General features: G+C 61.0%; 23 protein-coding genes. 13 read left to right on the top strand and 10 right to left on the bottom strand.

Annotated features, from left to right (window positions below; translation table 11 throughout):
- Nucleotides 1-137 precede the first annotated feature (137 nt).
- The 6 genes from ACL2XG_RS01850 to ACL2XG_RS01825 all read left to right on the top strand — a co-directional run bounded on the left by ACL2XG_RS01850 (nt 138) and on the right by ACL2XG_RS01825 (nt 7,792).
- Nucleotides 138-1,472 (top strand): MFS transporter, encoded by a 1,335-nt coding sequence (locus ACL2XG_RS01850; protein WP_410014708.1) that lies wholly within the window; start codon nt 138-140, stop codon nt 1,470-1,472.
- A gap of 186 nt (nt 1,473-1,658) precedes the next feature.
- Nucleotides 1,659-2,873 carry a D-mannonate dehydratase ManD gene (gene manD, locus ACL2XG_RS01845; protein WP_331123072.1) on the top strand — a complete coding sequence of 405 codons (1,215 nt, stop codon included), beginning with the start codon at nt 1,659-1,661 and terminating at the stop codon, nt 2,871-2,873.
- 14 nt (nt 2,874-2,887) lie between these two features.
- A complete protein-coding gene (locus ACL2XG_RS01840; RefSeq protein ID WP_410014707.1) occupies nt 2,888-3,901 on the top strand; it encodes a Zn-dependent oxidoreductase in 1,014 nt (337 codons plus the stop codon).
- Between the two features lie 77 nt (nt 3,902-3,978).
- Complete coding sequence (locus ACL2XG_RS01835) at nt 3,979-5,451, top strand: mannitol dehydrogenase family protein (RefSeq protein WP_413723451.1); 1,473 nt, start codon at nt 3,979-3,981, stop codon at nt 5,449-5,451.
- A 294-nt stretch (nt 5,452-5,745) separates the two neighbouring features.
- Nucleotides 5,746-7,098, top strand: coding sequence for an MFS transporter (locus ACL2XG_RS01830; protein WP_410014706.1), 1,353 nt, complete (start codon nt 5,746-5,748; stop codon nt 7,096-7,098).
- A gap of 1 nt (nt 7,099) precedes the next feature.
- Nucleotides 7,100-7,792 (top strand): cyclase family protein, encoded by a 693-nt coding sequence (locus ACL2XG_RS01825; RefSeq protein WP_413723028.1) that lies wholly within the window; start codon nt 7,100-7,102, stop codon nt 7,790-7,792.
- Between the two features lie 96 nt (nt 7,793-7,888).
- On the opposite strand, the gene argE is transcribed toward ACL2XG_RS01825, so the two are convergent.
- The 9 genes from argE to ACL2XG_RS01780 all read right to left on the bottom strand — a co-directional run bounded on the left by argE (nt 7,889) and on the right by ACL2XG_RS01780 (nt 16,086).
- Nucleotides 7,889-9,037, bottom strand: coding sequence for an acetylornithine deacetylase (gene argE / locus ACL2XG_RS01820; RefSeq protein WP_410014704.1), 1,149 nt, complete (start codon nt 9,035-9,037; stop codon nt 7,889-7,891).
- A gap of 141 nt (nt 9,038-9,178) precedes the next feature.
- Nucleotides 9,179-9,589, bottom strand: coding sequence for a RidA family protein (locus tag ACL2XG_RS01815; protein ID WP_410016801.1), 411 nt, complete (start codon nt 9,587-9,589; stop codon nt 9,179-9,181).
- A gap of 73 nt (nt 9,590-9,662) precedes the next feature.
- On the bottom strand, nt 9,663-10,415 hold the full coding sequence (locus ACL2XG_RS01810) for an amino acid ABC transporter ATP-binding protein (protein WP_413723029.1): 753 nt from the start codon (nt 10,413-10,415) through the stop codon (nt 9,663-9,665).
- Nucleotides 10,408-11,070, bottom strand: coding sequence for an amino acid ABC transporter permease (locus ACL2XG_RS01805; protein ID WP_410014702.1), 663 nt, complete (start codon nt 11,068-11,070; stop codon nt 10,408-10,410). Before ACL2XG_RS01805 ends, ACL2XG_RS01810 begins: the two co-directional genes overlap by 8 nt.
- Complete coding sequence (locus tag ACL2XG_RS01800) at nt 11,067-11,741, bottom strand: amino acid ABC transporter permease (protein ID WP_410014701.1); 675 nt, start codon at nt 11,739-11,741, stop codon at nt 11,067-11,069. Before ACL2XG_RS01800 ends, ACL2XG_RS01805 begins: the two co-directional genes overlap by 4 nt.
- Nucleotides 11,741-13,195, bottom strand: coding sequence for an MmgE/PrpD family protein (locus ACL2XG_RS01795; RefSeq protein ID WP_413723030.1), 1,455 nt, complete (start codon nt 13,193-13,195; stop codon nt 11,741-11,743). The genes ACL2XG_RS01800 and ACL2XG_RS01795 overlap by 1 nt, the downstream gene beginning before the upstream one ends.
- A gap of 131 nt (nt 13,196-13,326) precedes the next feature.
- Complete coding sequence (locus tag ACL2XG_RS01790; RefSeq protein WP_410014699.1) at nt 13,327-14,112, bottom strand: transporter substrate-binding domain-containing protein; 786 nt, start codon at nt 14,110-14,112, stop codon at nt 13,327-13,329.
- Between the two features lie 81 nt (nt 14,113-14,193).
- Entirely contained in the window at nt 14,194-15,162 is a 969-nt protein-coding gene (locus ACL2XG_RS01785; RefSeq protein WP_410014698.1) for an agmatinase, read from the bottom strand.
- 48 nt (nt 15,163-15,210) lie between these two features.
- A complete protein-coding gene (locus ACL2XG_RS01780; protein WP_410014697.1) occupies nt 15,211-16,086 on the bottom strand; it encodes a MurR/RpiR family transcriptional regulator in 876 nt (291 codons plus the stop codon).
- 14 nt (nt 16,087-16,100) lie between these two features.
- Between ACL2XG_RS01780 and ACL2XG_RS01775 the strand changes: the two genes are divergently transcribed.
- From ACL2XG_RS01775 to treA, 7 genes are all read left to right on the top strand, one after another.
- Nucleotides 16,101-16,367, top strand: coding sequence for a hypothetical protein (locus tag ACL2XG_RS01775; protein WP_413723031.1), 267 nt, complete (start codon nt 16,101-16,103; stop codon nt 16,365-16,367).
- 146 nt (nt 16,368-16,513) lie between these two features.
- The gene (locus ACL2XG_RS01770; RefSeq protein WP_410014695.1) at nt 16,514-17,266 is read left to right on the top strand and encodes an IclR family transcriptional regulator; all 753 of its coding nucleotides are present in this window, start codon (nt 16,514-16,516) and stop codon (nt 17,264-17,266) included.
- 66 nt (nt 17,267-17,332) lie between these two features.
- Complete coding sequence (locus ACL2XG_RS01765; RefSeq protein WP_413723032.1) at nt 17,333-18,922, top strand: OPT/YSL family transporter; 1,590 nt, start codon at nt 17,333-17,335, stop codon at nt 18,920-18,922.
- A 67-nt stretch (nt 18,923-18,989) separates the two neighbouring features.
- Nucleotides 18,990-19,919: a DUF1177 domain-containing protein gene (locus tag ACL2XG_RS01760; RefSeq protein ID WP_413723033.1), complete on the top strand. Its 930-nt coding sequence runs from the start codon at nt 18,990-18,992 to the stop codon at nt 19,917-19,919.
- Between the two features lie 11 nt (nt 19,920-19,930).
- The gene (locus tag ACL2XG_RS01755; RefSeq protein WP_413723034.1) at nt 19,931-20,611 is read left to right on the top strand and encodes an AroM family protein; all 681 of its coding nucleotides are present in this window, start codon (nt 19,931-19,933) and stop codon (nt 20,609-20,611) included.
- Nucleotides 20,612-20,674: 63 nt separating this feature from the next.
- A complete protein-coding gene (pepE, locus tag ACL2XG_RS01750) occupies nt 20,675-21,385 on the top strand; it encodes a dipeptidase PepE (RefSeq protein ID WP_410014691.1) in 711 nt (236 codons plus the stop codon).
- 540 nt (nt 21,386-21,925) lie between these two features.
- Entirely contained in the window at nt 21,926-23,617 is a 1,692-nt protein-coding gene (gene treA / locus ACL2XG_RS01745) for an alpha,alpha-trehalase TreA (RefSeq protein WP_413723035.1), read from the top strand.
- 83 nt (nt 23,618-23,700) lie between these two features.
- Here the strand turns inward: treA and ACL2XG_RS01740 are convergent, their stop codons facing one another.
- On the bottom strand, nt 23,701-24,303 hold the full coding sequence (locus ACL2XG_RS01740) for a KpsF/GutQ family sugar-phosphate isomerase (protein ID WP_413723036.1): 603 nt from the start codon (nt 24,301-24,303) through the stop codon (nt 23,701-23,703).
- Nucleotides 24,304-24,309 lie beyond the last annotated feature (6 nt).

The following is a 24,309-nucleotide window of genomic DNA, read 5'->3' as shown; positions in this document are numbered from 1 at the left end:
CCATGGCGGCGGTTTTGGCTAAAAATGTGATCGCCGCTGAAAAATGACCATTTATTACTTGTATGGTAGTTGGTTCAGAACTATTTTTCCTGTTGCATTCCCTCCGGCATGACCTCCCCCTACTGAAAGGTGAAAACATGGCGACTCAGACAGAAACGCTCAGCGAAAAAGACTCACGGTCGTTGATACGCCGCGTTGCCAGCGCGTCGGCCATCGGCACGGCGGCGGAATATTATGATTTTTTTGCCTACGGCACCGCCGCGGTGCTGTTTTTCGGTCATCTGTTTTTTCCCAGCAGCGACCCGCTGGTCAGCACCCTGGCGGCCTTCGCCACCTATGCGGTGGGCTTTTTGGCGCGCCCCGTCGGCGGCATCGTCTTCGGCCATATCGGCGATAAAGTCGGGCGCAAGAAAGCGCTGGTGATCACCATTTTGATCGTCGGTCTCGGTACCTTTTGCATCGGCCTGCTGCCCACCTATGAGAAAATCGGCGTTTGGGCGCCGGTGCTGCTGATCCTAATCCGTATATTGCAGGGGTTCGGCGTCGGCGGCGAACAGGCGGGAGCGGTGCTGATGACCGCCGAGTATTCACAGCCCGCCCGGCGCGGCTTTTTTGCCAGCTGGGTGCAAATCGGCGCGCCGCTGGGCTTTTTATTGCCGCTGGCGTTGTTTGCCGCGCTGAACGCCGCCCTGTCCCCCGAGCAGATGATGAGCTTCGGCTGGCGCATTCCGTTCCTGCTCAGCCTGCTGCTGGTGGTGGTGGGGCTGTTTATCCGCCTGCGTATCGACGAGTCGCCGGTGTTCGCTAAAATCCGCGCCACCAAAGCCGTGGAGTCGCGTCCGGTCATGGAAGTGATCCGCGACTTTCCCGGCATCGTCGTCAAGGGGGTGTGCGCGAAGCTGATTGAAGCCTGCGTCTTCGCCATGTTTACCGTGATTGTGCTGGCCTACGTCAAGGCCAATAATCTCAGTACCAACCTGCTGATGGAAACCATGATTATCGCCGTGGCGCTGGAGATCCCCGCCATCCCGCTAATGGGGCATCTGTCGGATCGCCTGGGGCGCAAACCCGTTTATATGGCGGGCGCGCTGCTGCAGGTGATTATGATCGTGCCGTTTTTCCTGGCCATTAACCAGGACAGTTTCTGGCTGACGCAGTTGGTGATGATACTGGTGCTGACCCTTGGGCATAGCATGTGCTACGCGCCGCAGGCGTCTTTTTTCCCCGAACTGTTCCCAACCCATATCCGCTGCAGCGGCATCGCCCTTATTTGGCAAATCGGCTCGTTGATCGGCAGCGGCGTGCTCGGCCTGGTGGCGGTAAAAATATTGCAGGTCACCGGCGGGCATTATTACGGTCTGGCGATGTATGTCACGGTGCTGGGGGTGGCGTCGGTAATAGGCCTGGCGCTGATGCCGGAGACGGCGCCGCTGCGGCGCAAGCAAGAATACCAGGACTGGACCAGGCATTAAGCGGGGGCCCGCGTTAGCACGTGCGTGTTGTAGCACGGCGTTGGCGGGCATAGCGCCCCGGCGATGGAGGGATAGGGCGAGATAAACGTAAAAATGTGATCAATGTAGCAAAAATACCTTAACGTAACTTGTATGGTAGTATACATTGATTAGTGGTCAACCTGTTTGTTGCTAAGGGTCATATTGATGAAAATTGTAAAAGCGGAAGTCTTTGTCACCTGCCCCGGCAGAAATTTTGTGACGTTGAAAATCACCACCGACGACGGCCTCACGGGGCTGGGCGACGCCACGCTTAATGGCCGCGAACTGCCGGTAGCCTCCTATCTTAAGGACCATGTCTGTCCGCAGTTGATCGGCCGCGACGCCCATCAAATCGAGGATATCTGGCAATTCTTTTATAAAGGCGCCTACTGGCGGCGCGGGCCGGTCACCATGTCCGCCATTTCCGCCGTGGATATGGCGCTGTGGGACATTAAGGCCAAGGCCGCGAATATGCCGCTATACCAGCTGTTGGGCGGCGCGTCGCGTACCGGCGTCATGGTTTACTGCCATACCACCGGCCATACTATAGACGAAGTGCTGGACGATTACGCCAAACATCAGGAAATGGGCTTCAAGGCCATTCGCGTGCAGTGCGGCGTGCCCGGCATGAAAACCACCTACGGCATGGCCAAGGGCAAAGGCCTGGCCTACGAACCGGCCACCAAGGGCAGCTGGCCGGAAGAGCAGCTGTGGTCGACGGAAAAATACCTCGATTTTACCCCGCAGCTGTTCGCGGCGGTGCGTGAGAAATTCGGCTTTAATGAACACCTGCTGCACGATATGCACCATCGCCTGACGCCCATCGAAGCCGCCCGCTTCGGTAAAAGCGTCGAGCCCTACCGCCTGTTCTGGATGGAAGATCCTACGCCGGCGGAGAACCAGTCCAGTTTCCGCCTGATCCGCCAGCACACCGTGACGCCGATTGCGGTGGGCGAAGTCTTCAACAGTATCTGGGATTGTAAACAGCTTATCGAAGAGCAGCTGATCGACTATATCCGCACCACCATTACCCATGCGGGCGGCATTACCGGCATGCGCCGGATTGCGGATTTCGCCTCGCTTTACCAGGTGCGCACCGGCTCGCACGGCCCATCCGACCTTTCGCCGGTCTGCATGGCGGCGGCGCTGCATTTTGACCTGTGGGTGCCTAACTTCGGCGTACAGGAATATATGGGGTATAGCGAACAGATGCTGGAAGTGTTCCCGCATAACTGGACGTTTGACGACGGTTATATGCATCCGGGCGACAAGCCGGGGCTGGGCATCGAATTCGATGAAAAACTGGCGGCGAAATACCCCTATGAACCGGCCCATTTACCGGTGGCGCGTCTGGAAGACGGCACCTTGTGGAACTGGTAACAGGAGAAGCGGCGATGAACAGCGTAGTTATCGAACAACCCGGCAAACTGGCGATCCAGCAGCGCGCGATCCCGCAACCCGCCGCCGGTGAAGTGCGCGTGCGGGTAAAATATGCCGGCATCTGCGGCTCCGATGTGCACATTTACCATGGACACAACCCTTTCGCCAAATATCCCCGGGTTATCGGCCATGAGTTTTTCGGCGAAATCGACGCGGTGGGCGCGGGCGTGGACGCGGGCCGTATCGGCGAACGGGTGGCGGTCGATCCGGTCGTCAGCTGCGGCCATTGCTATCCCTGCTCGGTGGGACGGCCGAATGTGTGTACCGAACTGTCGGTTATCGGCGTGCACCGCGACGGCGGCTTTAGCGAATACGCCTGCGCGCCGGCTGAAAATGCCTACGTCATCCCGGCGGAAATACCGGACCAGGTGGCCAGCATGGTGGAGCCGTTTACCATCGCCGCCAATATTACCGCCTTTTTGCAGCCCACGCCGCGCGACGTGGCGCTGGTGTATGGCGCCGGACCGATGGGCCTGACCGCTGTACAGGTGCTGAAAGGGGTGTATGGTGTCAGCCGGGTAATCGTCGCCGACCGCATCGCGGAACGTCTTGAGATGGCGCTGGACAGCGGCGCCGACCAGGTGATCAACAATACCGGCCTGTCCTTGCAGGACGCGCTGGCGCAACAGGGCATCCGGCCGACGCTGGTGATTGATGCCGCCTGTCACCCCGCCATCCTGCAGGAGGCGGTCAATCTCGCCTCGCCGGCGGCGCGCATCGGCCTGCTGGGATTTTCCGGCGAGGCGAGCAGCGTGACGCAGCAGAGCATCACCAGTAAGGAAATCTCTATTTTCACCTCGCGCCTGAACAGCCACCGTTTTCCCCAGGTTATCGAGTGGATGGTGCAGGGCAAGATCGATGTGGCCAAATTGATTACCCATTATATGGACGCAGCGGAAGTGGAAGCCGCATTGACGATATTCGAGAAAGATCAGCGCCATTGCTGCAAGGTCATCTTGAAATTCTGATGTGGTGATCCAGGCGATGGCCCCCGGCCATCGCCGCGCTGTCCCTTTTTCATTTCAACACCGAGCCTATGATTATGATGACATTATCAGCAACAAGTCCCGTGGCCGAGGGCGTCAGCACGCCGAAATACGATCGCGACCGCATCAAGACACGTATCGTCCATCTCGGATTCGGCGCGTTCCATCGCGCGCACCAAGGGGTATACGCCGACCGGCTGGCGGCGGAGCATGGCAGCGACTGGGGCTATTGCGAGGTGAACCTGATTGGCGGCGAGAAGCAGATCGCCGATATCCAGCGCCAGGATCTGCTGTATTCGGTTTCGGAAATGGCCGACACGGGCTGGAGCTGCCGCGTGGTGGGCACGGTAAAACGCGCCATGCACCAAAGCGTCGACGGCATCCAGGCCATACTTGACGCCATGGCGCACCCGGACATCGCCATCGTCTCCATTACCGTCACCGAGAAAGGTTACTGCCACCACCCCGCCAGCGGCAAGCTCAACCAGCAGCATCCGCTTATCCAGCATGACCTTGCCCACCCGGATGAGCCGCAGTCGGTGGCCGGCGTGATCGTCGCCGCGCTCAAGCTGCGCCGGCAGCGCGGCTTACCGGCGTTTAGCGTCATGTCGTGCGACAACATGCCGGAGAACGGCCATGTCACGCGCAATGTGGTGCTTGAACTGGCCGCGCTGGAGGATGACGGCCTTGCCCGCTGGATTGAGGGCAACGCCACCTTTCCGTCCACCATGGTAGATCGCATCGTGCCGGCGGTAACGGATGAAACCCTGGCGAAAATACAACAGCTGCTGGGCGTCAACGACCCGGCCGGCGTGGCCTGCGAGCCTTTTTGCCAGTGGGTTATCGAGGATAATTTTGTCCAGGGCCGCCCCGCCTGGGAAAAGGTCGGCGCGGAGCTGGTCAAGGATGTCCTGCCCTACGAGGAAATGAAGCTGCGCATGCTTAACGGCAGCCACTCCTTCCTGGCTTACCTGGGCTACCTGGCCGGTTACCAGCACATCAGCGACTGCATGCAGGATCCGCACTACGTCGCGGCGGCCAGGAAGCTGATGATAAACGAGCAGGCGCCGACGCTGCGCACCGTGGATGTGGATCTCGCGGCCTACGCCGATTCCCTGATCGCGCGCTACCGTAATACCGCCCTGAAACACCGCACCTGGCAGATCGCCATGGACGGCACGCAAAAACTGCCGCAGCGCTGGCTGGATGCGATTCGCTGGCATTTGCGCCAGGGCGACAGCTTTGACTACCTGGCGCTGGGCGTTGCCGGCTGGATGCGGTTTGTCGGCGGCGTCGACGAGCAGGGCCAGCCCATCGAGGTCAGCGATCCGCTGCTTGACCAGCTACAAGGCCTGGTAGCGCAAAGCGAACAAGGCGCGGAACGGGTGCATGCCCTGCTCTCCCTGCAGGCGGTATTCGGCGATGATTTACCCGCCAACCCGCGGTTTATCGAACGGGTGCAGCAGGCCTATCAAACGCTGCTGACCCACGGCGCCCGCGAAACCGTGGCGCAGTGGCCCACGGCGGGCTGACCGGCCCAAGTTTTCTGCCGGCAACGCCGGCCGGGGCGTTGCGCCCCGGCCGTTATCGCACCTGAACGCGCGCGGCTATCCCGCGGCGGATAACATCGCACCGGCACGCCAACCCGCGCGGGCGGGTTCGCGGCTTATTACGTATCGTCGTTGACACAATATTTATTTCTGTTCTGCCTATAGTGAGAGTCCCCGTTTTTTGCATAACCCAAAACGTCCCAGGCAGTCACCGCAGTCCCCGAAGTGAAGTTTGACCCTGCAATATAATAAAAATCATCGTGAGGAAAATTCAGAATGCACCATCAAGACAGCGATACCACCGCCCCCGGCGGTCATCAGTCCCCCTCAGGGCAGCAACCCGATAACGGCGGCGGTTTTCGCCGGTTCCTGCCGAAGGCGCATCCGATATCCTGGTGGATGCTGGTCATTACCACCCTGGCCATCCTGATGAACTCCATCGACCGGATCATCTTGCCCACGCTGCTGCCGGCTATCATGAAGGATTTCAATCTTAGCGAAATGCAGGCCGGCTGGCTCAATTCCCTGAGTTTTATCGGCACGCTGCTGGGCGCGGTGATTTTCGGGATATTTTCCGATTATATCGGCACCGGCTACAAACGCTGCTATAGCTGGACCGTGGCGGTATTGTTCGAAGTGGTCGCCGGCGTCGCCACCGCCTTTTGCAAAACCCTCGGCGCCTTCCAGTTCCTGCGGGTGATGATGGGCATGGGCACCGGCGGCTCCGAGCCCATCAACGTCGCCCTGCTCGGTGAGTGGTGGCACAAGGAAAACCGCGGGTTCGCCATCGGCGTGCATCATACCGGCTTCCCGCTCGGGCAGTTTATCGGGCCGGCGCTGATTGCGCTGATCCTGGCCTTCGGCACCTGGCGGCAGGCCTTCCTGTTTATCCCGCTGATTGGCCTGAGCATCGTCGTGCTGCAGTTTTTTGTCGGCACGCGGAAAAACCAGGATAAGGTCTATACCTGGATCAAAGACAATAACCTGACGGTGCCGATTGAGGACCACCGGCAAAGCCGGCCCAGCAACCTCAGACATACCCTGAAGGAATCCTTTTCCTGCCTGAAGAACCGCAACTGCCTGCTGGCCATCGCCCTGATTTTCGGTTTTACCTGGGCGGAGATGGGCATCGCCAATTTCCTTACACTGCAGCTGACGCGTGAGGTGGGGCTGGACCTCTCCACCGCGGCGATTATTTCCGGCGCCTCCGGCATTACCGGCTGGATTGGGCAAATTTTGTGGGGCGGTTATTCCGATATCAAAGGCCGCAGGATTTCACTGTGCGTCATTATCCTGGGATGGATCCTGGCGGCGGCGCTGTGCATGTTTATTACCTCCGCCACCGTCGGCTGGATCATCCTGATTTTCTGGGGGCTGTTTCGCAATTCCCCCTATCCGGTGGCCTACGCGCTGCTGATCGATTCGGCGCCCCAGGCGGCGGCCTCGAGCATGGGTTTGATGATCGGCCTGGCGGTGGGCATCGCGGGCATCCTGGTGGCGCCGACGGCCGGATGGATTATCCATCACTTTGGCTTCGACGTGCATTATATGGTGATCGTCGGCGTGCTGGCCCTCTCCTGTATCCCGCTGTTCCTGATCAAAGAAACGGTCAACGTGAGGAAAATGTGATATGAATACTGAACTGGCCGAGCTGTTGCTGAAGAAAGATATTATCGAGCTGAACCATCTCTATGAAGAATTGATGCCGGTCTGGCCGACCCATCCCAAATTCCATACAAGCAGCGAGGAGACCATCGCCGGCGGCGATGGCAATTATAATACCCTGCTGCATATGGGCGATCATTGCGGCACCCATGTGGATGCGCCCGCCCATTTTATCGCCGGCGGCGCCACCATCGAGACCGTGGCGGCACGGCGGTTAATCGGCCGGGGCATCAAGATTGATGTTTCTTTTCTGCAGGCGAGCCAGGAAATCGCCCTGTCCGCGATCACGGCCTGGGAGGCGCAGAACGGCGCTATCAACGCCGGGGATATCGTGATATTTCGCACCGGCTATGATAAAAAATGGCGCAACAGACCGCACCACCAGGCGTTTATCGCCGATTGGCCCGGACTGTCCGCCGACGGCGCCCGCTATCTGATCGATAAAGGCGTCAACGCCATTGGCACGGACGCCATGTCGTTGGATGCCTATACCAACGCCGATTATCCCTCCCATCACATCGTGCTGGGCGCCGGCGCCTTGATTATCGAAAACCTGGCCAATCTTGACGCCCTGCCGCAGACCTTTTTATTCCTCGCCCTGCCGCTGCGCATCAAGGGGGGTTCGGCCTCGCCCATCCGGGCCGTGGCCCTGGTGTGACGGCGCCGGCGCGGCAATGCCTGTTTATTGCCGCGCCGCGCACAGCCTAATTAATGTCTCAGATCAAGGCGCAATAGCCGCTCTCCCGCTGCCTGCTTAGCAGCCCAACACCTTTCCCAGGAACGCCTGGCAAAGTTCCAGCTGTTCGAGGGTGACATATTCATCGGCTTTATGCGCCTGGGCGATGGACCCCGGTCCGCACACCACCGTCGGAATACCCGCCTGCTGGAACAGTCCCGCCTCGGTGCCGAATGACAGCGAGTCAAAAGACGCCTGTTCCAGCGCGCCGGCACAGCGTTGTTTGAGCTCATCGGTGGAGCCGTCGTCGCGCAGCCCGGGATATTCCGACTGTAGCTCCAGCCGGATATCCGCGCCTTCAGCCACCTCGCGCATCGCGGGCAGCAGCTCCCGGGCCACGTTATCCAGCGCGTTTGCCAGCAGGTGGTGGCGGGTGTGCGGCAGCGGGCGGATTTCAAAATCGAACTCGCACCGATCGGGCACCACGTTGACCGCGCTGCCGCCGTGGATGGTGCCCACCTGTACCGTTGACCAGGGCGGTTCGTAGCGGGCGTCGGTATCGCCGTCGCGCCACAGCCGTCCCTGGTTGCGCAGGAACAGAACCAGTTCGGCGGCGTAGTCAATGGCATTCACGCCCAGATGATTTTGCGAGGAGTGCGCCGCCTGCCCCTGCACCGTGCAGCGCCAGGCGCTTTTCCCCTTATGGGCGGTGGCGACGCGCATCAGGGTCGGCTCGCCGATAATACACCCGGTGGGCCGTGCCCGATCGCGCGCCAGCTCGGCAAGCAACCCGCGCACCCCGACGCAGCCGATCTCCTCGTCATAGCTGATGGCGATATGCACCGGCCTGGCATCGGCGGCCCGGGCGGCCTGGATAAAGCGGGGCACCATCGCCAGTACGCAGGCCAGGTAGCCCTTCATATCGGCGCTGCCCCGGCCATACAGACGCTGGCCGCGCCGGGTAAGGACAAAGGGATCGCTGCTCCATGGCTGACCCTGCGCCGGCACCACGTCCGAATGGCCGGACAGGCAGATACCGCCCCGATCAACGGGGCCGATGGTGGCGTACAGATTGGCGCGCTCGCCGTCGGCGCTGTAAACCCGGCGGCTGGCAATACCGTAACCGGCCAGATAGGATTCGACAAAATCAATCAGCGCCAGGTTGGAGCGGCGGCTTAGCGTCGGATAACCCACCAGCGTCGACAGTAGTTCTATGACATCGCTCAATTACGGCTCCTTTGGTTTCACGGCCTCGGGCCGGCGTTAACGCCGCTGCTATCAAGGCGTTCTACCCCGCGCGCGGCGTGCTTATGATGACGGGGCGCCCCGCCTTTTGCTGCGCGGCAACCGGCCAGGCCGCGGGGCAGGTTATGATTTTACGGCGATAACATCGATCTCCACCCACCACTCCGGGCGCGCCAGCGAGGTGATCATCAGCCCGGTGGATACCGGGAACACGCCTTTCAGCCAGCGGCCCATAATGTTGTAGACCGTCTCGCGGTAGCGCACATCGGTCAGATAGACCGTAATCTTACAGATATCCTCAAGCTTGCTGCCCGCTTCTTCCAGCAGCATGTTGATATTGTACATGGCCTGCTCGGTTTGCGCGGCCACATCACCCTTGCCCACCGATTCGCGGGTATCCAGGTCCTGGCCTATCTGGCCGCGCAGGAATACCATATTGCCGGCCACCACGGCCTGGCACAAATCGTTATCCAGATTCTGCTCGGGATAGGTTTTCTTGGTATTGAAGGGGCGGATACGGGTGTGACTCATGATGCGTTCTCCATAGTTGCGATTTTAGGTTTGTGGCCGGAAAGCCCCCGGCCGGGTACGGCATTCGCCCGGCGTTTCACGCCAGGAACTGTTTTAACTCCGCGGTGCGCGGATGATCGAAAATGTCCTCTGGGGTCCCCATTTCATGGACGCGCCCCTGGTGCATAAACACGATGCGATCGGCGACCTTGCGCGCAAAGCCCATTTCGTGGGTGACCATGATGATGGTCATGCCGTCGGCGGCGAGCCCCTCGATCACCTGCAGCACTTCGCCCACCAGTTCGGGGTCGAGGGCGGAGGTGATTTCGTCGCACAGCAGCACTTCGGGGTTCATCGCCAGCGAGCGCGCAATCGCCACCCGCTGCTGCTGGCCGCCGGAAAGATTGCCGGGCCAGGTGGCGAATTTCTCTTCCAGGCCGACGCGTTTTAGCAAAACGCGCGCCGTGCGCTCCGCCTGTTCGCGCGGCATTTTTTTCACCAGCGTCGGCGCCAGCATGACGTTTTTACCCACCGTCAGGTGCGGAAACAGGTTAAAGCTCTGGAAAATCATGCCGACGTTTTGGCGCAGCTCGCGCATGGCGGCCGGGTCATGCTGCCGGATGGCCTGTCCATCCACCGTCAGCTCGCCCTCCTCAAAACTTTCCAGGCCGTTGATGCAGCGCAGCAGCGTGCTTTTACCCGAGCCGCTCTTGCCCAGGATGCAGACCACTTCCTGGCGTTTAATCTGTAAATCGATGCCCTTGAGCACCTCATTGTCGCCAAAGCGCTTGTGCAGGCCGCGAATATCGACCACCGCGAAGGCGGTGTCCGCAGGAGTACTATCAGTCATGTCCGTCGGCTCCCTGGATGAGTTGTTTTTCTAAATGCCGGCTCCACCAAGACAGCGGAAAGCACAGGATAAAATAAAGCGCCGCGACGCTGCCGTAGACCAGGAACGGGGCAAAGGTGGCGTTGGAAATAATTTGTCCCGAGCGGGTCAGCTCGACGAAGCCTATCACCGACGCCAGGGCGGTGGCCTTCACCGCCTGGACCAAAAACCCCACCGTCGGCGCCACCGCTACCCGCAGCGCCTGGGGCAGGATGACGTAGCGCAGCTGTTCGCCAAAGGTTAACGCCAGGCTGGCGGATGCCTCCCATTGCTGGCGGGGAATACTCTCCACGCTGCCGCGCCAGATTTCGGTAAGATAGGCGCTGGCATACAAGGTCAGGCACAGACTGGCGGCGAACAGCGGCGAGGTGTCGACGCCCAGCAGCGCCAGGCCGAAATAAGTCAAAAACAGTTGCAGCAGCAAAGGCGTGCCCTGGAACAGATTGACATAGAGGATCACCAGCACCTGCAGCCAGCGCCGGTGCGACAGCCTGAGCACCAACAGGATGGCGCCGACGATGCCGCCGCCGGCAAAGGCGATGGCCGACAGGCCGACGGTCCAGCGCAGCGCCAGCAGCAGGTTGCGGTATATGTCCCATAAAGAGAAATCACTCATGATTTTTTCCCAAGCGACGGTCCGAAGATAAACCGCGGCCCCAGCCAGCCGAGGAACTGGCGCACCATCACCGCCAGCGCCAGGTAAATCACCGCGGCGACGATAAAGGCTTCGAAATTGCGGAAAGAGCGACTGGCGATCAGGTTGGCGCTGAACGACAGTTCCTCGGTGGATATCTGGCTGCAAACCGCCGATCCCAGCATGATGATAATCACCTGGCTTATCAGTGACGGCCAGACGCGCGACAGCGCGGGCGGCAGCACCACGCGGGTAAAAATCTGCCAGCGGTCCAGCGCCAGGCTCTGGGCGGCTTCGACCTGGCTGCGCGCCGTGGCCTCAATGCCGGCGCGGGTGATCTCGGCCGCGTAGGCGCCGAGGTTCAGCACCAGCGACAGTACGCTTGCGGTCACGGCCGACATATGCAATCCCAGGGCGGGCAGGCCGAAAAAGATAAAAAACAGCTGCACGATATACGGCGTATTGCGCACCAGTTCGACATAGCACCCCACCGCGAAACGCAGCCAAACGCCGCCGTGGGCCCGCGCCCAGCCGCAGGCGATGCCAAGCAGCAGTCCAAGCAGCGTGGACACAAGCGTCATGGCCAGGGTGACCAGCGTACCGCCAAGCAATAGCGGCCATTGCTGCAGAATCGGGGAAAAATCAAAAACCATTACCCATGCTCCTTTGGTGTCGGTTCCGCCAGGGCCAGCGTCGCCACGTCAGTCATAACGGGCAGCCGCCACAGGCTCGCCAGCAGTTGTCCGGCCGCCTGCGGCGCCAGGCAGCGGGCGGCGCAGCGCAGAAATTTATCGCCCAGGGCCCGGTCTTCCAGCGGGCGGGCGGCGCTGCCGGCGGCCTTGGCGACAAAACACTGCAATTTAGCGCCGTCGCGCAGGGTTATCGTCACGTCCGCGCCTTCCGGGGCGTCGGTGAACAGCGCAGGGTCGGCCCAGCGCGCGCCGCTGGTCATGCTCACCCGGCTCATCAGGTCAATGAGGGTCTTATCCGTCATCAGTCCGTCGTCCAGATGGTCCAGGGTCAGTTCGCCGAACAGTAACGACGCCGCGATGGCGAAGGGCAGGCTAAACTGCGCTTGCTGGGCGGTGCGCGGCTGCGGGTAGATCAGGTTCGCCATGACTACCGGCGGCACATCGCAGGCGATGCCGGCTATCTGGTCCGGTTCCAGCCGGTGGCGCCTCGCCAGATCCAGCACGCCGTCCACCGCCGCGTGTGAGGAGAGGCAGACCGGGATGCGTTTAACATCCACTCCCGGCGCCAGCAGGCACCAGCGTCCGTCCCCCGGCGCCAGCCATCCGGCGTCAAGTTCGCCGTTGTTGCACAGGGCCGCCAGTCCGTAGCCATGGGACAGCGCGCCGGCGGGACCGTTCGCGCCCTGTTGCGCCAGCAGCGCCGCCGTCACGCCGCCCTCGGCGGCGCGCCCCGCCAACAGTGGTTTGGCGTCGCTGCCAAACGCGCATTTCATGCCGCCGGCGCCGGCAATCGCCAATCCTAACGCATGCGCGGTGGCGTCCACATCCAGCGCCAGCAGTTTGGCGGCCGCCGCGCACGCGCCGATGCCCCCAAGCAGGCCGGTGGTCCACCAGCCGCGATCGTAAAGGGTGCGGCCAAGGGCCATGCCGACGCGGTACTGGCACTCCGCCCCGGCCACCAGCGCGGTCAGCAACGCCGCGCCGTCGGCATGGCGCGCCTGCGCCACCGCCAGCGCCGCCGGCGCGATCACCGCCGAGCCATGGACAAATCCGGCATAACAGTTATCGTCAAAATCGAGGGCGTGGGCGGCGACGCCATTGGCAAACGCCGCCGCCGGCGCCGCAAGACGCCGGGAGGCGCCCGCCACCGCCGCGTGGCCGTCGGCCGAGGTCTGCGCCGTTAACCGCCGGGCGCGGCCGGCGACGGGGGTAACCGAACCCGCCAGCATCACGCCCAGGGTGTCTACCAGGCAGCGCAGCGCCACCCGGCTCACCGCTTGCGGAATCTCCCCGGGAACCAGGGCCGCCACCCACTGCGCCAGCGGCCGGGTGTCGCCCGGCGCGGCAACTTCTACGGCCGCCCCGCCGGGTTTATCACCCCGCTCTGGCCAAACCGGATTACCTGTCGTTGTCATAATGTCCGCTCCTGCCGTGGCCTGTTGGCGTCGTCAACCAGCCGGGCCCGCCAGGGTCCGCTGGTGTTCATCAGACCCTGCGCCGGTGCGCGCTCCGTGGTCATCGTCATGCCGCGCGCCGGCATCCCGGTTTATTCCGGCAGGTCGCCCGCCGGGGCGCCCAGCCATTTTTGCGAAATCTTATCCAGGGTGCCGTCGGCCTTGGCGGCGCGCAGGATTTCGTTGACCTTGGCCAGCAGGGCGGGTTGGTCTTTTGGCAACCCGACGTAACAAGGCGAATTGGATAAAATTACCTTCAGGTGCAGGTCCAACTGCGGATGCTTTTGCTTCATCGCGGCGGCAACCGTGGTGCCGATGGCCACCAGCTGCGTCTGGCCCGACAGGAAAGCGGAGATGGTGCTGTTATTATCCTCAAAGCGTTTTACCTGCGCGTCCGGCGCCAGCCGGCTTAGCTCTTCGTCCTGCATTGAACCGCGGGTCACGGCGACGGTTTTGCCGGCCAGTTCGCCGAAATTGGCCGCCTGGGTCTTGTCGGCGCCGAAGACCGCGTCAAAAAACGGCGCGTAGGCGATGCTGTAGTCGATAACCTTGGCCCGCTCGGCGGTTTTGCCCAGCGACGAGATGGTCATGTCCGCTTTACCGGTTTGCAGGTAGGGCACCCGGTTCGGTCCGGTAACCGGCACCAGGATCACCTTGGCGCCCAGCTTTTGCCCGAGCAGATTGGCCACGTCGATATCCAGCCCCTGCGGCGCCATATCGCCGCCTACGTACCCATAGGGCGGGTAATCCACCGGCACCGCCACGCGCAGCGTTTTCTGGCTCATGATGTTATCGAGCACATCAGCGGCGTTGGCCGCCGTCAGTGTAAAAGCGGCCAGCGCGCCCATCAGCAGCGCTATCACGAAGTGTCTTTTCATAACGATTATCCTGTGTAGACGAAAAAAGGAACCAGGTCCGGCGCCGCACCCGCGCCGGCGCCGGCAGTAATGGCTTAGATGTTATTTCCTGAAATACCCCGCTCTCACCGCCATGCCGATCAGGTTGACAAAAAAACGGCAGGCGGTAATGGCGGTAATGCCGTTCAGGTCTTTTTTCGGCGTGATCTCAACGATATCCATGCCCACCACCCGGCCCTTTTTCACCAGGCCGTGGATGATTTTCCGCGCCTCGCAATAGGTGACGCCGCCCAGGGCCGGGCCGTTGACGGCAGGCATAATAGTAGGATCGATACCGTCCGCATCGAGGGTAATGTAGTAGTTTCCGCCGTCGGGTATACGATCGAGCACCGACTGCGCGCCCTCATCGTGCAGTTCGTGGGCGGTAATAAGATGCGCGCCATACGCCAGCGCGGCGTCCACTTCCTCCTGGCGGGCCGAGCCGTTGGCGCGCAGGCCGATCTGGAAAATTTCGCCGATATGCGCCATTTCCGAGGCGCGGCGTATCGGGCTGGAGTAACCGTCGGTCACGCCGTTAACCTCCTGGCGCCAGTCCAGATGCGCATCAATATGGACCAGGGTAATGGGGCCCAGGGTGTCAAGCGCGCGCAATACCGGAATGGGTATGCCATGGTCGCCGCCTATCACCAGCGGCATGCCGCCCAGGGAAATGATTTTGCGCACCACCGCTTCGGCGGCGTCATAATGGCCGCCCAGTTCACGCGCGTCGCCGGCGATATCGCCGCAGTCCACCATCCGGATTGGCTGGTTGTCCATCAGCGGGCCGCCGATGTCGAAATCATAGCGCTCGATGCTGCGCACGGCGCGATCGGTGGCCTGGCGCACGGCGGTGGGCGCATTGGTCTGGTCGTTGGTCACCTCATCGATGGAGTAAGGCGAACCGTAGGGGATACCCAGCACGGCGATATCCACCGACTCCAGGGTATTGAGGTCGGTAACCACTTCCGAATACAGCAGGCTTTTATGGCCGTGTTTCGGCGCGGTGGTCAGTTCCGGTTTATAGCGGGTCATAGTCATGTCCTGTACTGGTTGTCTAAAAACGTGGGTAGCGGCGGCGGGTCAATCCACGCTCCACCACTCCCCCATTGCCCATAGCGTTTCCTCGGTCTCGCTGACCAGGGCGCGTACATCCACTTTCGAGGTGGCGGCCATCAGCGCCACCAGTAATTCGCTCACCATAAAGGCAGGCGTTATGGTGTCGAAAAAAGAGGCGGTCTTTTTTTTCACCAGGATGGTCTCACCGGCCAGACGCGCCACCGGCGAGCTGGCGTTATCGCTGATGGCGACGATTTTCACCTTTTGCTGGGACAGGTAGCGGGTCAGGGCCACCGTGCGCCGCGAATAAGGCGACAGGCAGGAGACCAGCAGGGCGTCTTTTGGTCCGAGAGTGCGCATCAGCGCCATGACGCCGCTCTCCCCGGCCCCTTCCACCAAATGGACGTTATCCTTGAAATAGGACGCCACATGGCAAAAATGAAACGCCACCGGGAAAGACGAGCGCAGGCCAAGACAATAAATATCCCGCGCCTGCGCTAGGATGGCGGCGGCGCGCACCATGGCGGCAAGGTTGTCGTCCCGGCAGGATGCCTGGATATGCCCGGCAGTGGTGTTGGCCAGCTCCAGCAGCAGGGAAGACTCGCCCACCTTCTGTTTCATTTCCACCAGCGCCGGCACCCTTGAGCCGTATTCATAGCCTTTCGCGCGCACCGCGTTGACAAAAACAGCGCGGATATCGTCATACCCTTTGAGTCCAAGGCGCTTGGCCAGCCGTGTCATGGTGGAGGGCGGGATCCCCGCCAGCCGCGCCTGTTCACGCATGGACATCACCGCCACTTCCTGCGGGTGATCCAGGACAAATCTGGCCGCCAGCCGCACCTGTTTCGGCAGGGACTCGTACTGGGCATTAATGGCCTGAGTGAGCGTGAGCTGATCCATAAAAGGGGTCCCTAATGCATATCGTCATAAGCATGATTGCAACAGGTATGCCAAAAATGATTACTAATGATTCAATTGATTCATTTTCGCGGCGGCAGGTACGGCTGGCGAAGGGCGCCGTCGGGAAGACGATGCGACAAAATGATTCCTTTGATTCATTTCCGCGCCAAATTAATTTTTGCCGCGGATGGCGCGACGGCGGCATCGCTTGGGCACGCCGCATCGATGCCCGGCTTAGCGGGGAGCCGGCGCCTCATCATGGTGCAAAAGCACTCATTTAGTGCGCACCCTTTTACATGGGATATCGCCAAGAAGCAGGCTTCTAAAAAATATCCAACATTTATCAATTAGATATAATTACAACGCTACTGGCACGTCCTTTGCTTATCTTATATAACGGGACCGAGTTCCATTTTATGAGATAAGCATGAGCATACTGAACAGTACCGCCGCGATTTTGCGCCTGATGAGCACCCTGAAACGCGGCGTGACGGTGACCGATTTGGTCGAACATTTGCAATTTCCCAAAAGCACCGCCTCCCGCGTGCTCAAGCAACTGGCCGAAGCGGGCTTTTTGGACCGGGACGCCAGCTCGCTCGCCTACCAGCCCGGACTGATGCTGCTGGAAGTGACCCATCTGGTGCGGCGCAATTCCTCATTAACGGATCTTATCGAACAGGCGCTGCGCGAACTGTGCGGATTAACCGGGCATACCGGTTACCTGTCGGTGCTTGACGGCAACGATGTGCTGGTACTGCGCGTTATCCCAGGCGTGCACGCGCTGCGGGTGATCCGCAACGCGGGATCCCGCTCGCCGGCCTGGGGCACCTCCACCGGCCGCGCGCTGCTGGCCCGGCTGCCGGATACCCAGTTGAACGCCCAGTTCCGCGCCGTGCTGTCGCCCGCCAACGACCTGCCGATGCATTTCACCCAGCTGATGGATCGGCTGGCCGTCGTGCGCCGCTGCCATTGGGCGTCGGCGGTTAACGAAGCGGTGGCCGGCGCGGCGTCGGTCAGCTGCGCGGTGGGCGACCCCCACAGCGGCGAAACCGTGGCGTTTTGCCTGACCTTTCCGGCCTCGATGGCGGATGACACGGAAATCCAGCGTCTTTCCCGGCTGTTGTGCGCGGCGGCGATGCAAATCGGCAAAAAGGTCGGCGACCCCTACTGGTTTCGCTAACCGCCGGACGCAGGATCCCGTGGCCGCATTTCGCCGTTATTTTGCTTTATTTTTCAGGAGTGGTTTATGTCACATCGTCAGCATCCCAGCAGCTTTAACCCGGGCACCTTGCTGTTTCTCACGGTGCTCAGCATCTTTGGCGCGGTCATCGGCATCCAGCTGCTGACTACGCTTGGCGTCACGCCCAATACCTCGATTATCGGCGCGCTGGTGGCGATGATCATCGCCCGGGTGCCGCTCCAGCTGTTCAAACGTTTCCGCTCCATACATATCCAGAACCTGGCGCAAAGCGCCATTTCATCCGCCACGTTCGGCGCGGCCAACAGCTTGCTGCTGCCCATCGGCATTCCTTATATTTTCGGCCGGCCGGATCTCGTGCTGCCGATGTTTATCGGCGTTTCGCTGGCCATGCTGCTGGACGGTTATCTGCTCTACCGCATGTTCAACACCACGGTATTTCCGGCCGCCGGCGCCTGGCCGCCGGGCGTCGCCGCGGCGGAATCCATCAAGGCCGGCGATCAGGGTGGGCAACAGGCGGGCATTCTCGGCGCCGGCTTGCTGATAGGCGCCGTCGGTTCCTGGTTTAAGTTCCCCATGGCGGCGCTGGGCACGGCGTTTATCGGTAATATCTGGGCGTTGTCGATGTTCGGCGTCGGCCTGCTGATCCGCGGCTACAGCCTGCCGTTAACCGGGTTCGATATTAATAAAAACTATATTCCCCACGGCATGATGATCGGCGCCGGATTGGTGGCGCTGTGCCAGGTGATCGCCATGATCCGCGGTAAGAAACTCGATCGCGCCACCGCCACCGCCGATGCGCTGAGCGCGGCGGACGCCGACCGCCGCCATATTCTCGGCTCCCTCGGGCTTGGCGCGGCAGGGTATATCCTTATTGCCGCGCTGATTGCGCTGGGCGGCGGGCTGTATACCGCAATGCCGATGGGCATGTTATTGGCCTTTATCGTCTATGCCGCTTTCGCCGCGTTTATCCATGAACTGATCGTCGGCCTGGCGGCCATGCATTCCGGCTGGTTCCCGGCTTTTGCCGTGGCGCTTATTACCCTGATTATCGGCATCATGATTGGGTTTCCGCCGGTGGCGCTGGTCATGCTGTGCGGTTTCTCGGTGGCCACCGGGCCGGCGTTCGCCGATATGGGATACGATCTGAAAGCCGGGTTTATCCTGCGCGGCAATAACGCCGATATCGCTTTTGAGCTGGAAGGACGCCGCCAGCAGCTGTTCGCCGCCCTGATCGCCTTTGTTATCGCCATGCCGGTGGTCTACCTCAGCTACCAGGGCTACTTCGCCAAGGGGCTGGTGCCGCCGGTGGCTAAAGTGTATGCCGCCACCATCCAGGCCGGCGTGTCCACGGACATTGCCAAATCACTGCTGATCTGGGCGGTGCCGGGCGCCCTGATCCAATGGATAGGCGGGTCTTCGCGCCAGTTGGGCGTACTGCTGGCCACCGGCCTGCTGATTGCCAATCCGCTGGCCGGGTGGGCGGTATTGATCGGTATCGCCATACGCCTGGTGGTGCTGCGCCTTGGCGGTGAGCAGCGCCGTCATCAGCTGGAGGTCTTTGCCGCCGGACTGATTGCCGGCGATGCCCTGTTCAGCTTCTTTAATTCGGTTTTTGCCGGCAAGAGCGGTAAATAACGCGGTATCCGCGGGCCATGGCGTTTTTGCAACCCGGGCTATCCTGACCCTTCGTTGAGAGATATTTATGACTTTATTACAGACCCTGCACGTATTTGAAGCATTCGACTCCGCCTTTGCCAGCGGGCAGACAGTGGCGCAACTGCTGGCCGGCTATCCCGCGGCCCAGGTCAGCATTACCGAAATCAGCGGCCCCAAGGGCAAAACCGATTTCGTCAAAGTCGTTATCCCCGGCACCCAGGGGAAACGCGGCGGCGGCGCGGCTCCCACGCTGGGTATTGTCGGGCGTTTGGGCGGCATCGGCGCGCGCCCTACCCGCATCGGCCTGGTATCCGACGCCGACGGCGCCGTAGCCGCCATCGCCGCCGCCGTTAAGCTTGCGCATATGCAAACCCAGGGCGATAGCCTGCCCGGCGATGTGATCATCACCACCCATATTTGCCCCGACGCGCCGACCCGGCCGCATGAGCCGGTGGATTTTATGGATTCGCCGGTGGAAACCGAAGAGATGAACGCGCAGGAAGTGCTGCCGGAAATGGACGCGGTGCTGTCCATCGACACCACCAAGGGTAATCGTATCATCAACCATAATGGGTTTGCCCTGTCGCCCACGGTGAAACAGGGCTACATCCTGCGCGTGGCGGAAGATCTGCTGCGCATTATGGAAATGACCAGCGGACGGCTGCCGGTGACCTTTCCCATTACCACGCAGGATATTACTCCCTACGGCAACGGCGTTTTCCATCTCAACAGTATCCTGCAGCCGTCCATCGCTACGGCGGCGCCGGTGGTGGGCGTGGCCATTTGCGCGCAAAGCGCGGTACCCGGCTGCGGCACCGGCGCCAGCCAGGAAACCGATATCGCCGCCGCCGCCAAATTCGTGGTGGAAGTCGCCAAGGAGTTTACCCGCGGCACCTGCAGTTTTTACGATAGCGCCGAATACGCCCGCCTGTTGGAACTGTATGGTTCCCTGGCCCATTTACAGCAACGTCGATAAGCGAGGTCGTTATGTCCGCAACCTTACTGGGTACCCTGACCATCGGCCAGGCGCCGCGCGCCGATATTACCCCTATCCTGACCGAGCACCTGCCCGCGGGGGTGGAATGCATCCATCTGGGCGTGCTCGACGGCCTGGATCACGCCACTATCGCCCGGCGCTTTCCCGTCCGGCCCGGCGAGGCGGTGCTGACGACCCGGCTGCTGGACGGCAGCGCCGTGATCCTGGGTAAAAGCGCGGTTCGCGAGGCGGTCCAGGCAAAACTCAATGAACTTGAACATGTGGGCTGCCGCACCATCGCGCTGTTATGCACCGGTGAATTCCACGGTCTGGGCTGTGGGCAGGCCTGGCTGCTGGAACCCGATTTGCTGGTGCCGCCGGTGGTAACGGCGCTGACGAACGGGCGCCAGGCCGGCATCCTGGTGCCGTTGCCCGAGCAGATGGCGAGCGAAGGCGCAAAATGGCGCGCCCTGGCGCGTCCGCCGGTGTATGCCGCCGCGTCGCCGTACAACAGTACGCCGCAGCAGTTGACCGCCGCCGCCCTGGCGCTGAAGACCCAGGCCGCGGACGTGATTGTCATGGACTGCATGGGCTATACCGAACAGCATCGCCGGATAGTGCGTGAAGCCACCGGCCTGCCGGTGATATTATCGAACGCCCTGTTGGCCCGCCTGCTGGCCGCCCTGCTGTAGCCATGGAAGCCATGGCGCCGCGACCGGCAAAGCCGCCATGGTAATTCATTAAGGAGTGGATGTATGGAACTGCTGTTACTGAGTAATTCGGTGCTGCCCGGCCACGGCTATCTGGCCCATGCCGTCGATCCGATGCGCGCGCTGTTAAAGAACCGCCGCAAGGCGCTGTTTGTACCCTTTGCCGGCGTCACCGTCGCATGGGACGATTATACCGCCAAGGTACGCCAGGCCATGGCGCCGCTGGGCATCGAGCTGACAAGCGTACACACGCTGGATGACGCGGCGGCGGCGGTGGCCCGCGCCGAGGCGATTATCGTCGGCGGCGGCAATACCTTTCATCTGCTGAAATGCTGCCGCGAGCGCGGGCTGCTGGGGGCCATCACCGAGCGCGTGCGCCAGGGCGCGGCCTATATCGGCTGGAGCGCCGGGGCCAACCTGGCCTGCCCCACGCTGTGCACCACCAATGATATGCCGATCGTCGATCCGGGCGGTTTTGCGTCCCTGGGACTGGTGGACTACCAGATCAATCCCCACTATACCAATCAGTTGCCCGCCGGACATCAGGGGGAAACGCGCAACCAGCGCCTGGCCGAGCTGCTGCGTGCCCGGCCGGAGATGACCGTGATCGGCCTGCCGGAGGGCGACTGGCTGACGGTCGCCGACGGCGAGACGCGGCTGGCGGGGCCTTACGACGCGGTGTTGTTCCGGGCCGGCCGGGAACCGCAGACGCTGAAACCCGGCGCCGCCCCGCTTGACCTTGCCATAACGCGGTAGTCGCCGGTGCGGTTGTCCATTACCAGCCGGGCGGGCTGGAGCCGGGCAGGGTTGCCCCTGCCGGCTGGACACCCTCCGGACCGGCTTAACGCTTATCCTGTGGTCAGGGAATATTCGCCATGAATAGTGCGGAATTATCCGTTAAGACGTTAAGCGACTTATGACCTGCAAACGCTGAGAAATATTCATTATATATTTAATATTAATAAGAAATTATTTTCCAATAAATTACAATAACATGTTCGCAAAATAAATACTCTTATCATTATTATACCCGCGCCGCCGATCTGATGAAACATACGCAACAATAAGCGGATACCGCAGGAAAAAATAACTCAACGATAAAAGATATAGAGTGCTGGAAATAGAATTATCCCGCCAATACTTTGAACCAGCCCCCATTTTTGGTCAAATATCCCATCGCCGGCGTTAAATCCGGCTAAAATTGCTAAATCTTGTCTATTCAAAGGCATAACAATGCCCTCCCCGCGCCGCGGCCGGTTCAATGGCGGGCGGCGCCCTATCCAAAAGGAGATACCCATGCTGGCGCCTTATTCAGTTGGATTAAGGAACATACTGTTGGCGATAGTTCTGGCGGCCGGTGCCGGCCCCGCTGTTACCGCCATGGCCGCGCCCCAGCCGGTCGAGTCCGGTCCCCTGGCCCCCGCGGCGGCGGTGCTGCCGCCCGATATTCTTTTTGGGCCGTTGTTCGAGGCGGTGCAGCAGGCCAGAATTTTCCCCGATCAGAAAACCTTTGCCGACGCGGTGCCGCGGGAGAACCCCGCCGCCATCCTGGCGCAGTATCAGGATCAGCACGCCCAGGCCGGGTTCGATCTCAAGCGTTTTGTCGCGACCCATTTTATCCTGCCCGGCGAAGGCAAACCCTACCAGCCGCCTGCGGGACAGACCCTGCGGGCGCATATCGACGGGCTTTGGCCGGTGCTGACCCGTAAAACCGATAGCGTGCCGCCCTTTGATTCACTGCTGCCGCTGCCGGAAAGCTATGTGGTGCCCGGCGGCCGCTTTCGGGAAGTGTATTATTGGGACAGTTATTTTACCATGCTGGGCCTGGCCGAAAGCGGCAACTGGGAACGGGTCAAAAACATGACCGATAATTTCGCGCATGAAATCGATACCTACGGTCATATCCCCAACGGCAACCGCAGTTATTACCTGAGCCGCTCCCAGCCGCCGTTTTTCTCGTTTATGGTGGAACTGCTCGCCGCGCAGGAAGGCGACGCGGTGTATGCGCGCTACCTGCCGCAGCTGAAAAAAGAATACGACTACTGGATGCGCGGCGCCGACGGCCTCGCCAAGGGCGCCGCCGCCGAACGCGTGGTGCGCCTGGACGACGGCGGCCTGCTTAACCGGTATTGGGACGATCGCGACGTGCCGCGCACCGAGTCCTGGATGGAGGATATCGCCACCGCCGCCAGGGCGAAAAACCGGCCGGCGGCGGAAGTCTACCGCGACCTGCGCGCCGGCGCCGCCTCCGGCTGGGACTTCAGCTCGCGCTGGCTGACCGATCCCCATGATCTCGCCACTATCCATACCACCGACATTATCCCGGTGGATCTGAACGCCCTGCTGTTCCATCTGGAGCAGACGCTGTCCCGCGCCAGCAAGGCCGCCGGCGCGTCCGGGGACGAACTGCGCTATACCCGGCTGGCCGACGCGCGCAGCCACGCCATCAACCGCGTGCTGTGGAACCAGCAGGACGGTTATTACACCGATTATGACTGGCGGCAGAAAAAAATCACCCGCCCGATCACCGCCGCCACGGTATTCCCGCTGTTTGTGCGTATCGCGCCGCGCGAGCGTGCGGTCAGTACCGCGCAGGCGGTGCGCGACCAGTTGCTGAAAGAAGGCGGATTAACCACCACCACCGTCAATAACGGCCAGCAATGGGATGCGCCCAACGGCTGGGCGCCCTTGCAGTGGGTCGCGGTACAAGGGCTGCAAAATTACGGCCAGGACGCCCTGGCGCAGTCCATCGGCACCCGTTTTCTTAAAAATGTGCAAAATCTGTATGACGCGCAGCACAAGCTGGTGGAAAAATATGTGGTCGAAGGCAAAGGACTGGGCGGCGGCGGCGGCGGCGGCGAATATGCGCTGCAGGACGGCTTCGGCTGGACCAACGGCGTCACGCTGAAACTGCTGGATGCCTATTGCGGCGCGCTCACGGACTGCAAAAAACACGATCCGGCAGCGGCGGCGCAGCCGGCGCATTAACTGCCGGGAGCACGCCGGAAGGCGTGCTTCAACCACCAGCACCACGCTATCTCTGATGCAGGGCGAAGGGGTAAAAGGGAGGATTACCTTGCAGCCAACAGCGCGCCCAAATGGCCCGCCGGATGGTTTTTGGAAAAATCCTGCGCGGAAAATCCTCTCAATTCCATAAGCGCAATGGCCATGGCGTCCCCGATAGCAAGCGTGGCGCTCGCGCTCACCGTGGGCACGATATCATAGGAACAGGCCTCGCCCTTGATATCAAAGGCAATGGTAATATCCACACTTTCCGCCAGGGGTGAAAGTCTATTCCCCGTTATCGCTATTATCGGTACGCCGCGTTCATGTAAAATAGGGACAAGCTGCATGATTTCTTCGGTTCTGCCGCTATATGAAATTAAGAGAATAATGTCATCAGCGGTAATCATGCCCAAGTCACCATGTTTCGCTTCAACCGGATGGATAAAAAAACTTGGGGTGCCTATGGATGACAGGCTGGAACAAATTTTACGCCCGACATGCCCGCTCTTCCCCACGCCCAGGATAATGACATGGCCGGTGGACGCATGAATTAAATTAACCGCCTCATAAAAGCCGGAGTTGCCGAGTGACGAGGCTATCGCATATAACGCATCGGCTTCTTTAACCATAACCCTGCCGCCAATATGCAGTATCGCTTGCTTATCCATATATTT

Source organism: Sodalis sp. RH24, from assembly GCF_047324145.1.
Taxonomy (GTDB): domain Bacteria; phylum Pseudomonadota; class Gammaproteobacteria; order Enterobacterales; family Enterobacteriaceae; genus Acerihabitans.
The sequence above is the reverse complement of the archived record's forward strand: the minus strand, read 5'-3'. Positions and strand labels throughout refer to the sequence as shown.

What these genes read in the sequence shown, in the direction of transcription:
- ACL2XG_RS01760 (WP_413723033.1), top strand. Translation starts at nt 18,990, where the DNA reads ATGACTTTATTACAGACCCTGCACGTATTTGAAGCATTCGACTCCGCC.
- ACL2XG_RS01800 (WP_410014701.1), bottom strand. Translation starts at nt 11,741, where the DNA reads ATGGTTTTTGATTTTTCCCCGATTCTGCAGCAATGGCCGCTATTGCTT.
- ACL2XG_RS01805 (WP_410014702.1), bottom strand. Translation starts at nt 11,070, where the DNA reads ATGAGTGATTTCTCTTTATGGGACATATACCGCAACCTGCTGCTGGCG.
- ACL2XG_RS01740 (WP_413723036.1), bottom strand. Translation starts at nt 24,303, where the DNA reads ATGGATAAGCAAGCGATACTGCATATTGGCGGCAGGGTTATGGTTAAA.
- treA (WP_413723035.1), top strand. Translation starts at nt 21,926, where the DNA reads ATGCTGGCGCCTTATTCAGTTGGATTAAGGAACATACTGTTGGCGATA.
- ACL2XG_RS01825 (WP_413723028.1), top strand. Translation starts at nt 7,100, where the DNA reads ATGAATACTGAACTGGCCGAGCTGTTGCTGAAGAAAGATATTATCGAG.
- pepE (WP_410014691.1), top strand. Translation starts at nt 20,675, where the DNA reads ATGGAACTGCTGTTACTGAGTAATTCGGTGCTGCCCGGCCACGGCTAT.
- ACL2XG_RS01785 (WP_410014698.1), bottom strand. Translation starts at nt 15,162, where the DNA reads ATGACCCGCTATAAACCGGAACTGACCACCGCGCCGAAACACGGCCAT.
- manD (WP_331123072.1), top strand. Translation starts at nt 1,659, where the DNA reads ATGAAAATTGTAAAAGCGGAAGTCTTTGTCACCTGCCCCGGCAGAAAT.
- ACL2XG_RS01840 (WP_410014707.1), top strand. Translation starts at nt 2,888, where the DNA reads ATGAACAGCGTAGTTATCGAACAACCCGGCAAACTGGCGATCCAGCAG.
- ACL2XG_RS01755 (WP_413723034.1), top strand. Translation starts at nt 19,931, where the DNA reads ATGTCCGCAACCTTACTGGGTACCCTGACCATCGGCCAGGCGCCGCGC.
- ACL2XG_RS01790 (WP_410014699.1), bottom strand. Translation starts at nt 14,112, where the DNA reads ATGAAAAGACACTTCGTGATAGCGCTGCTGATGGGCGCGCTGGCCGCT.
- ACL2XG_RS01835 (WP_413723451.1), top strand. Translation starts at nt 3,979, where the DNA reads ATGACATTATCAGCAACAAGTCCCGTGGCCGAGGGCGTCAGCACGCCG.
- ACL2XG_RS01765 (WP_413723032.1), top strand. Translation starts at nt 17,333, where the DNA reads ATGTCACATCGTCAGCATCCCAGCAGCTTTAACCCGGGCACCTTGCTG.
- ACL2XG_RS01795 (WP_413723030.1), bottom strand. Translation starts at nt 13,195, where the DNA reads ATGACAACGACAGGTAATCCGGTTTGGCCAGAGCGGGGTGATAAACCC.
- ACL2XG_RS01810 (WP_413723029.1), bottom strand. Translation starts at nt 10,415, where the DNA reads ATGACTGATAGTACTCCTGCGGACACCGCCTTCGCGGTGGTCGATATT.
- ACL2XG_RS01850 (WP_410014708.1), top strand. Translation starts at nt 138, where the DNA reads ATGGCGACTCAGACAGAAACGCTCAGCGAAAAAGACTCACGGTCGTTG.
- ACL2XG_RS01830 (WP_410014706.1), top strand. Translation starts at nt 5,746, where the DNA reads ATGCACCATCAAGACAGCGATACCACCGCCCCCGGCGGTCATCAGTCC.
- ACL2XG_RS01775 (WP_413723031.1), top strand. Translation starts at nt 16,101, where the DNA reads ATGCATATCGTCATAAGCATGATTGCAACAGGTATGCCAAAAATGATT.
- ACL2XG_RS01780 (WP_410014697.1), bottom strand. Translation starts at nt 16,086, where the DNA reads ATGGATCAGCTCACGCTCACTCAGGCCATTAATGCCCAGTACGAGTCC.
- ACL2XG_RS01770 (WP_410014695.1), top strand. Translation starts at nt 16,514, where the DNA reads ATGAGCATACTGAACAGTACCGCCGCGATTTTGCGCCTGATGAGCACC.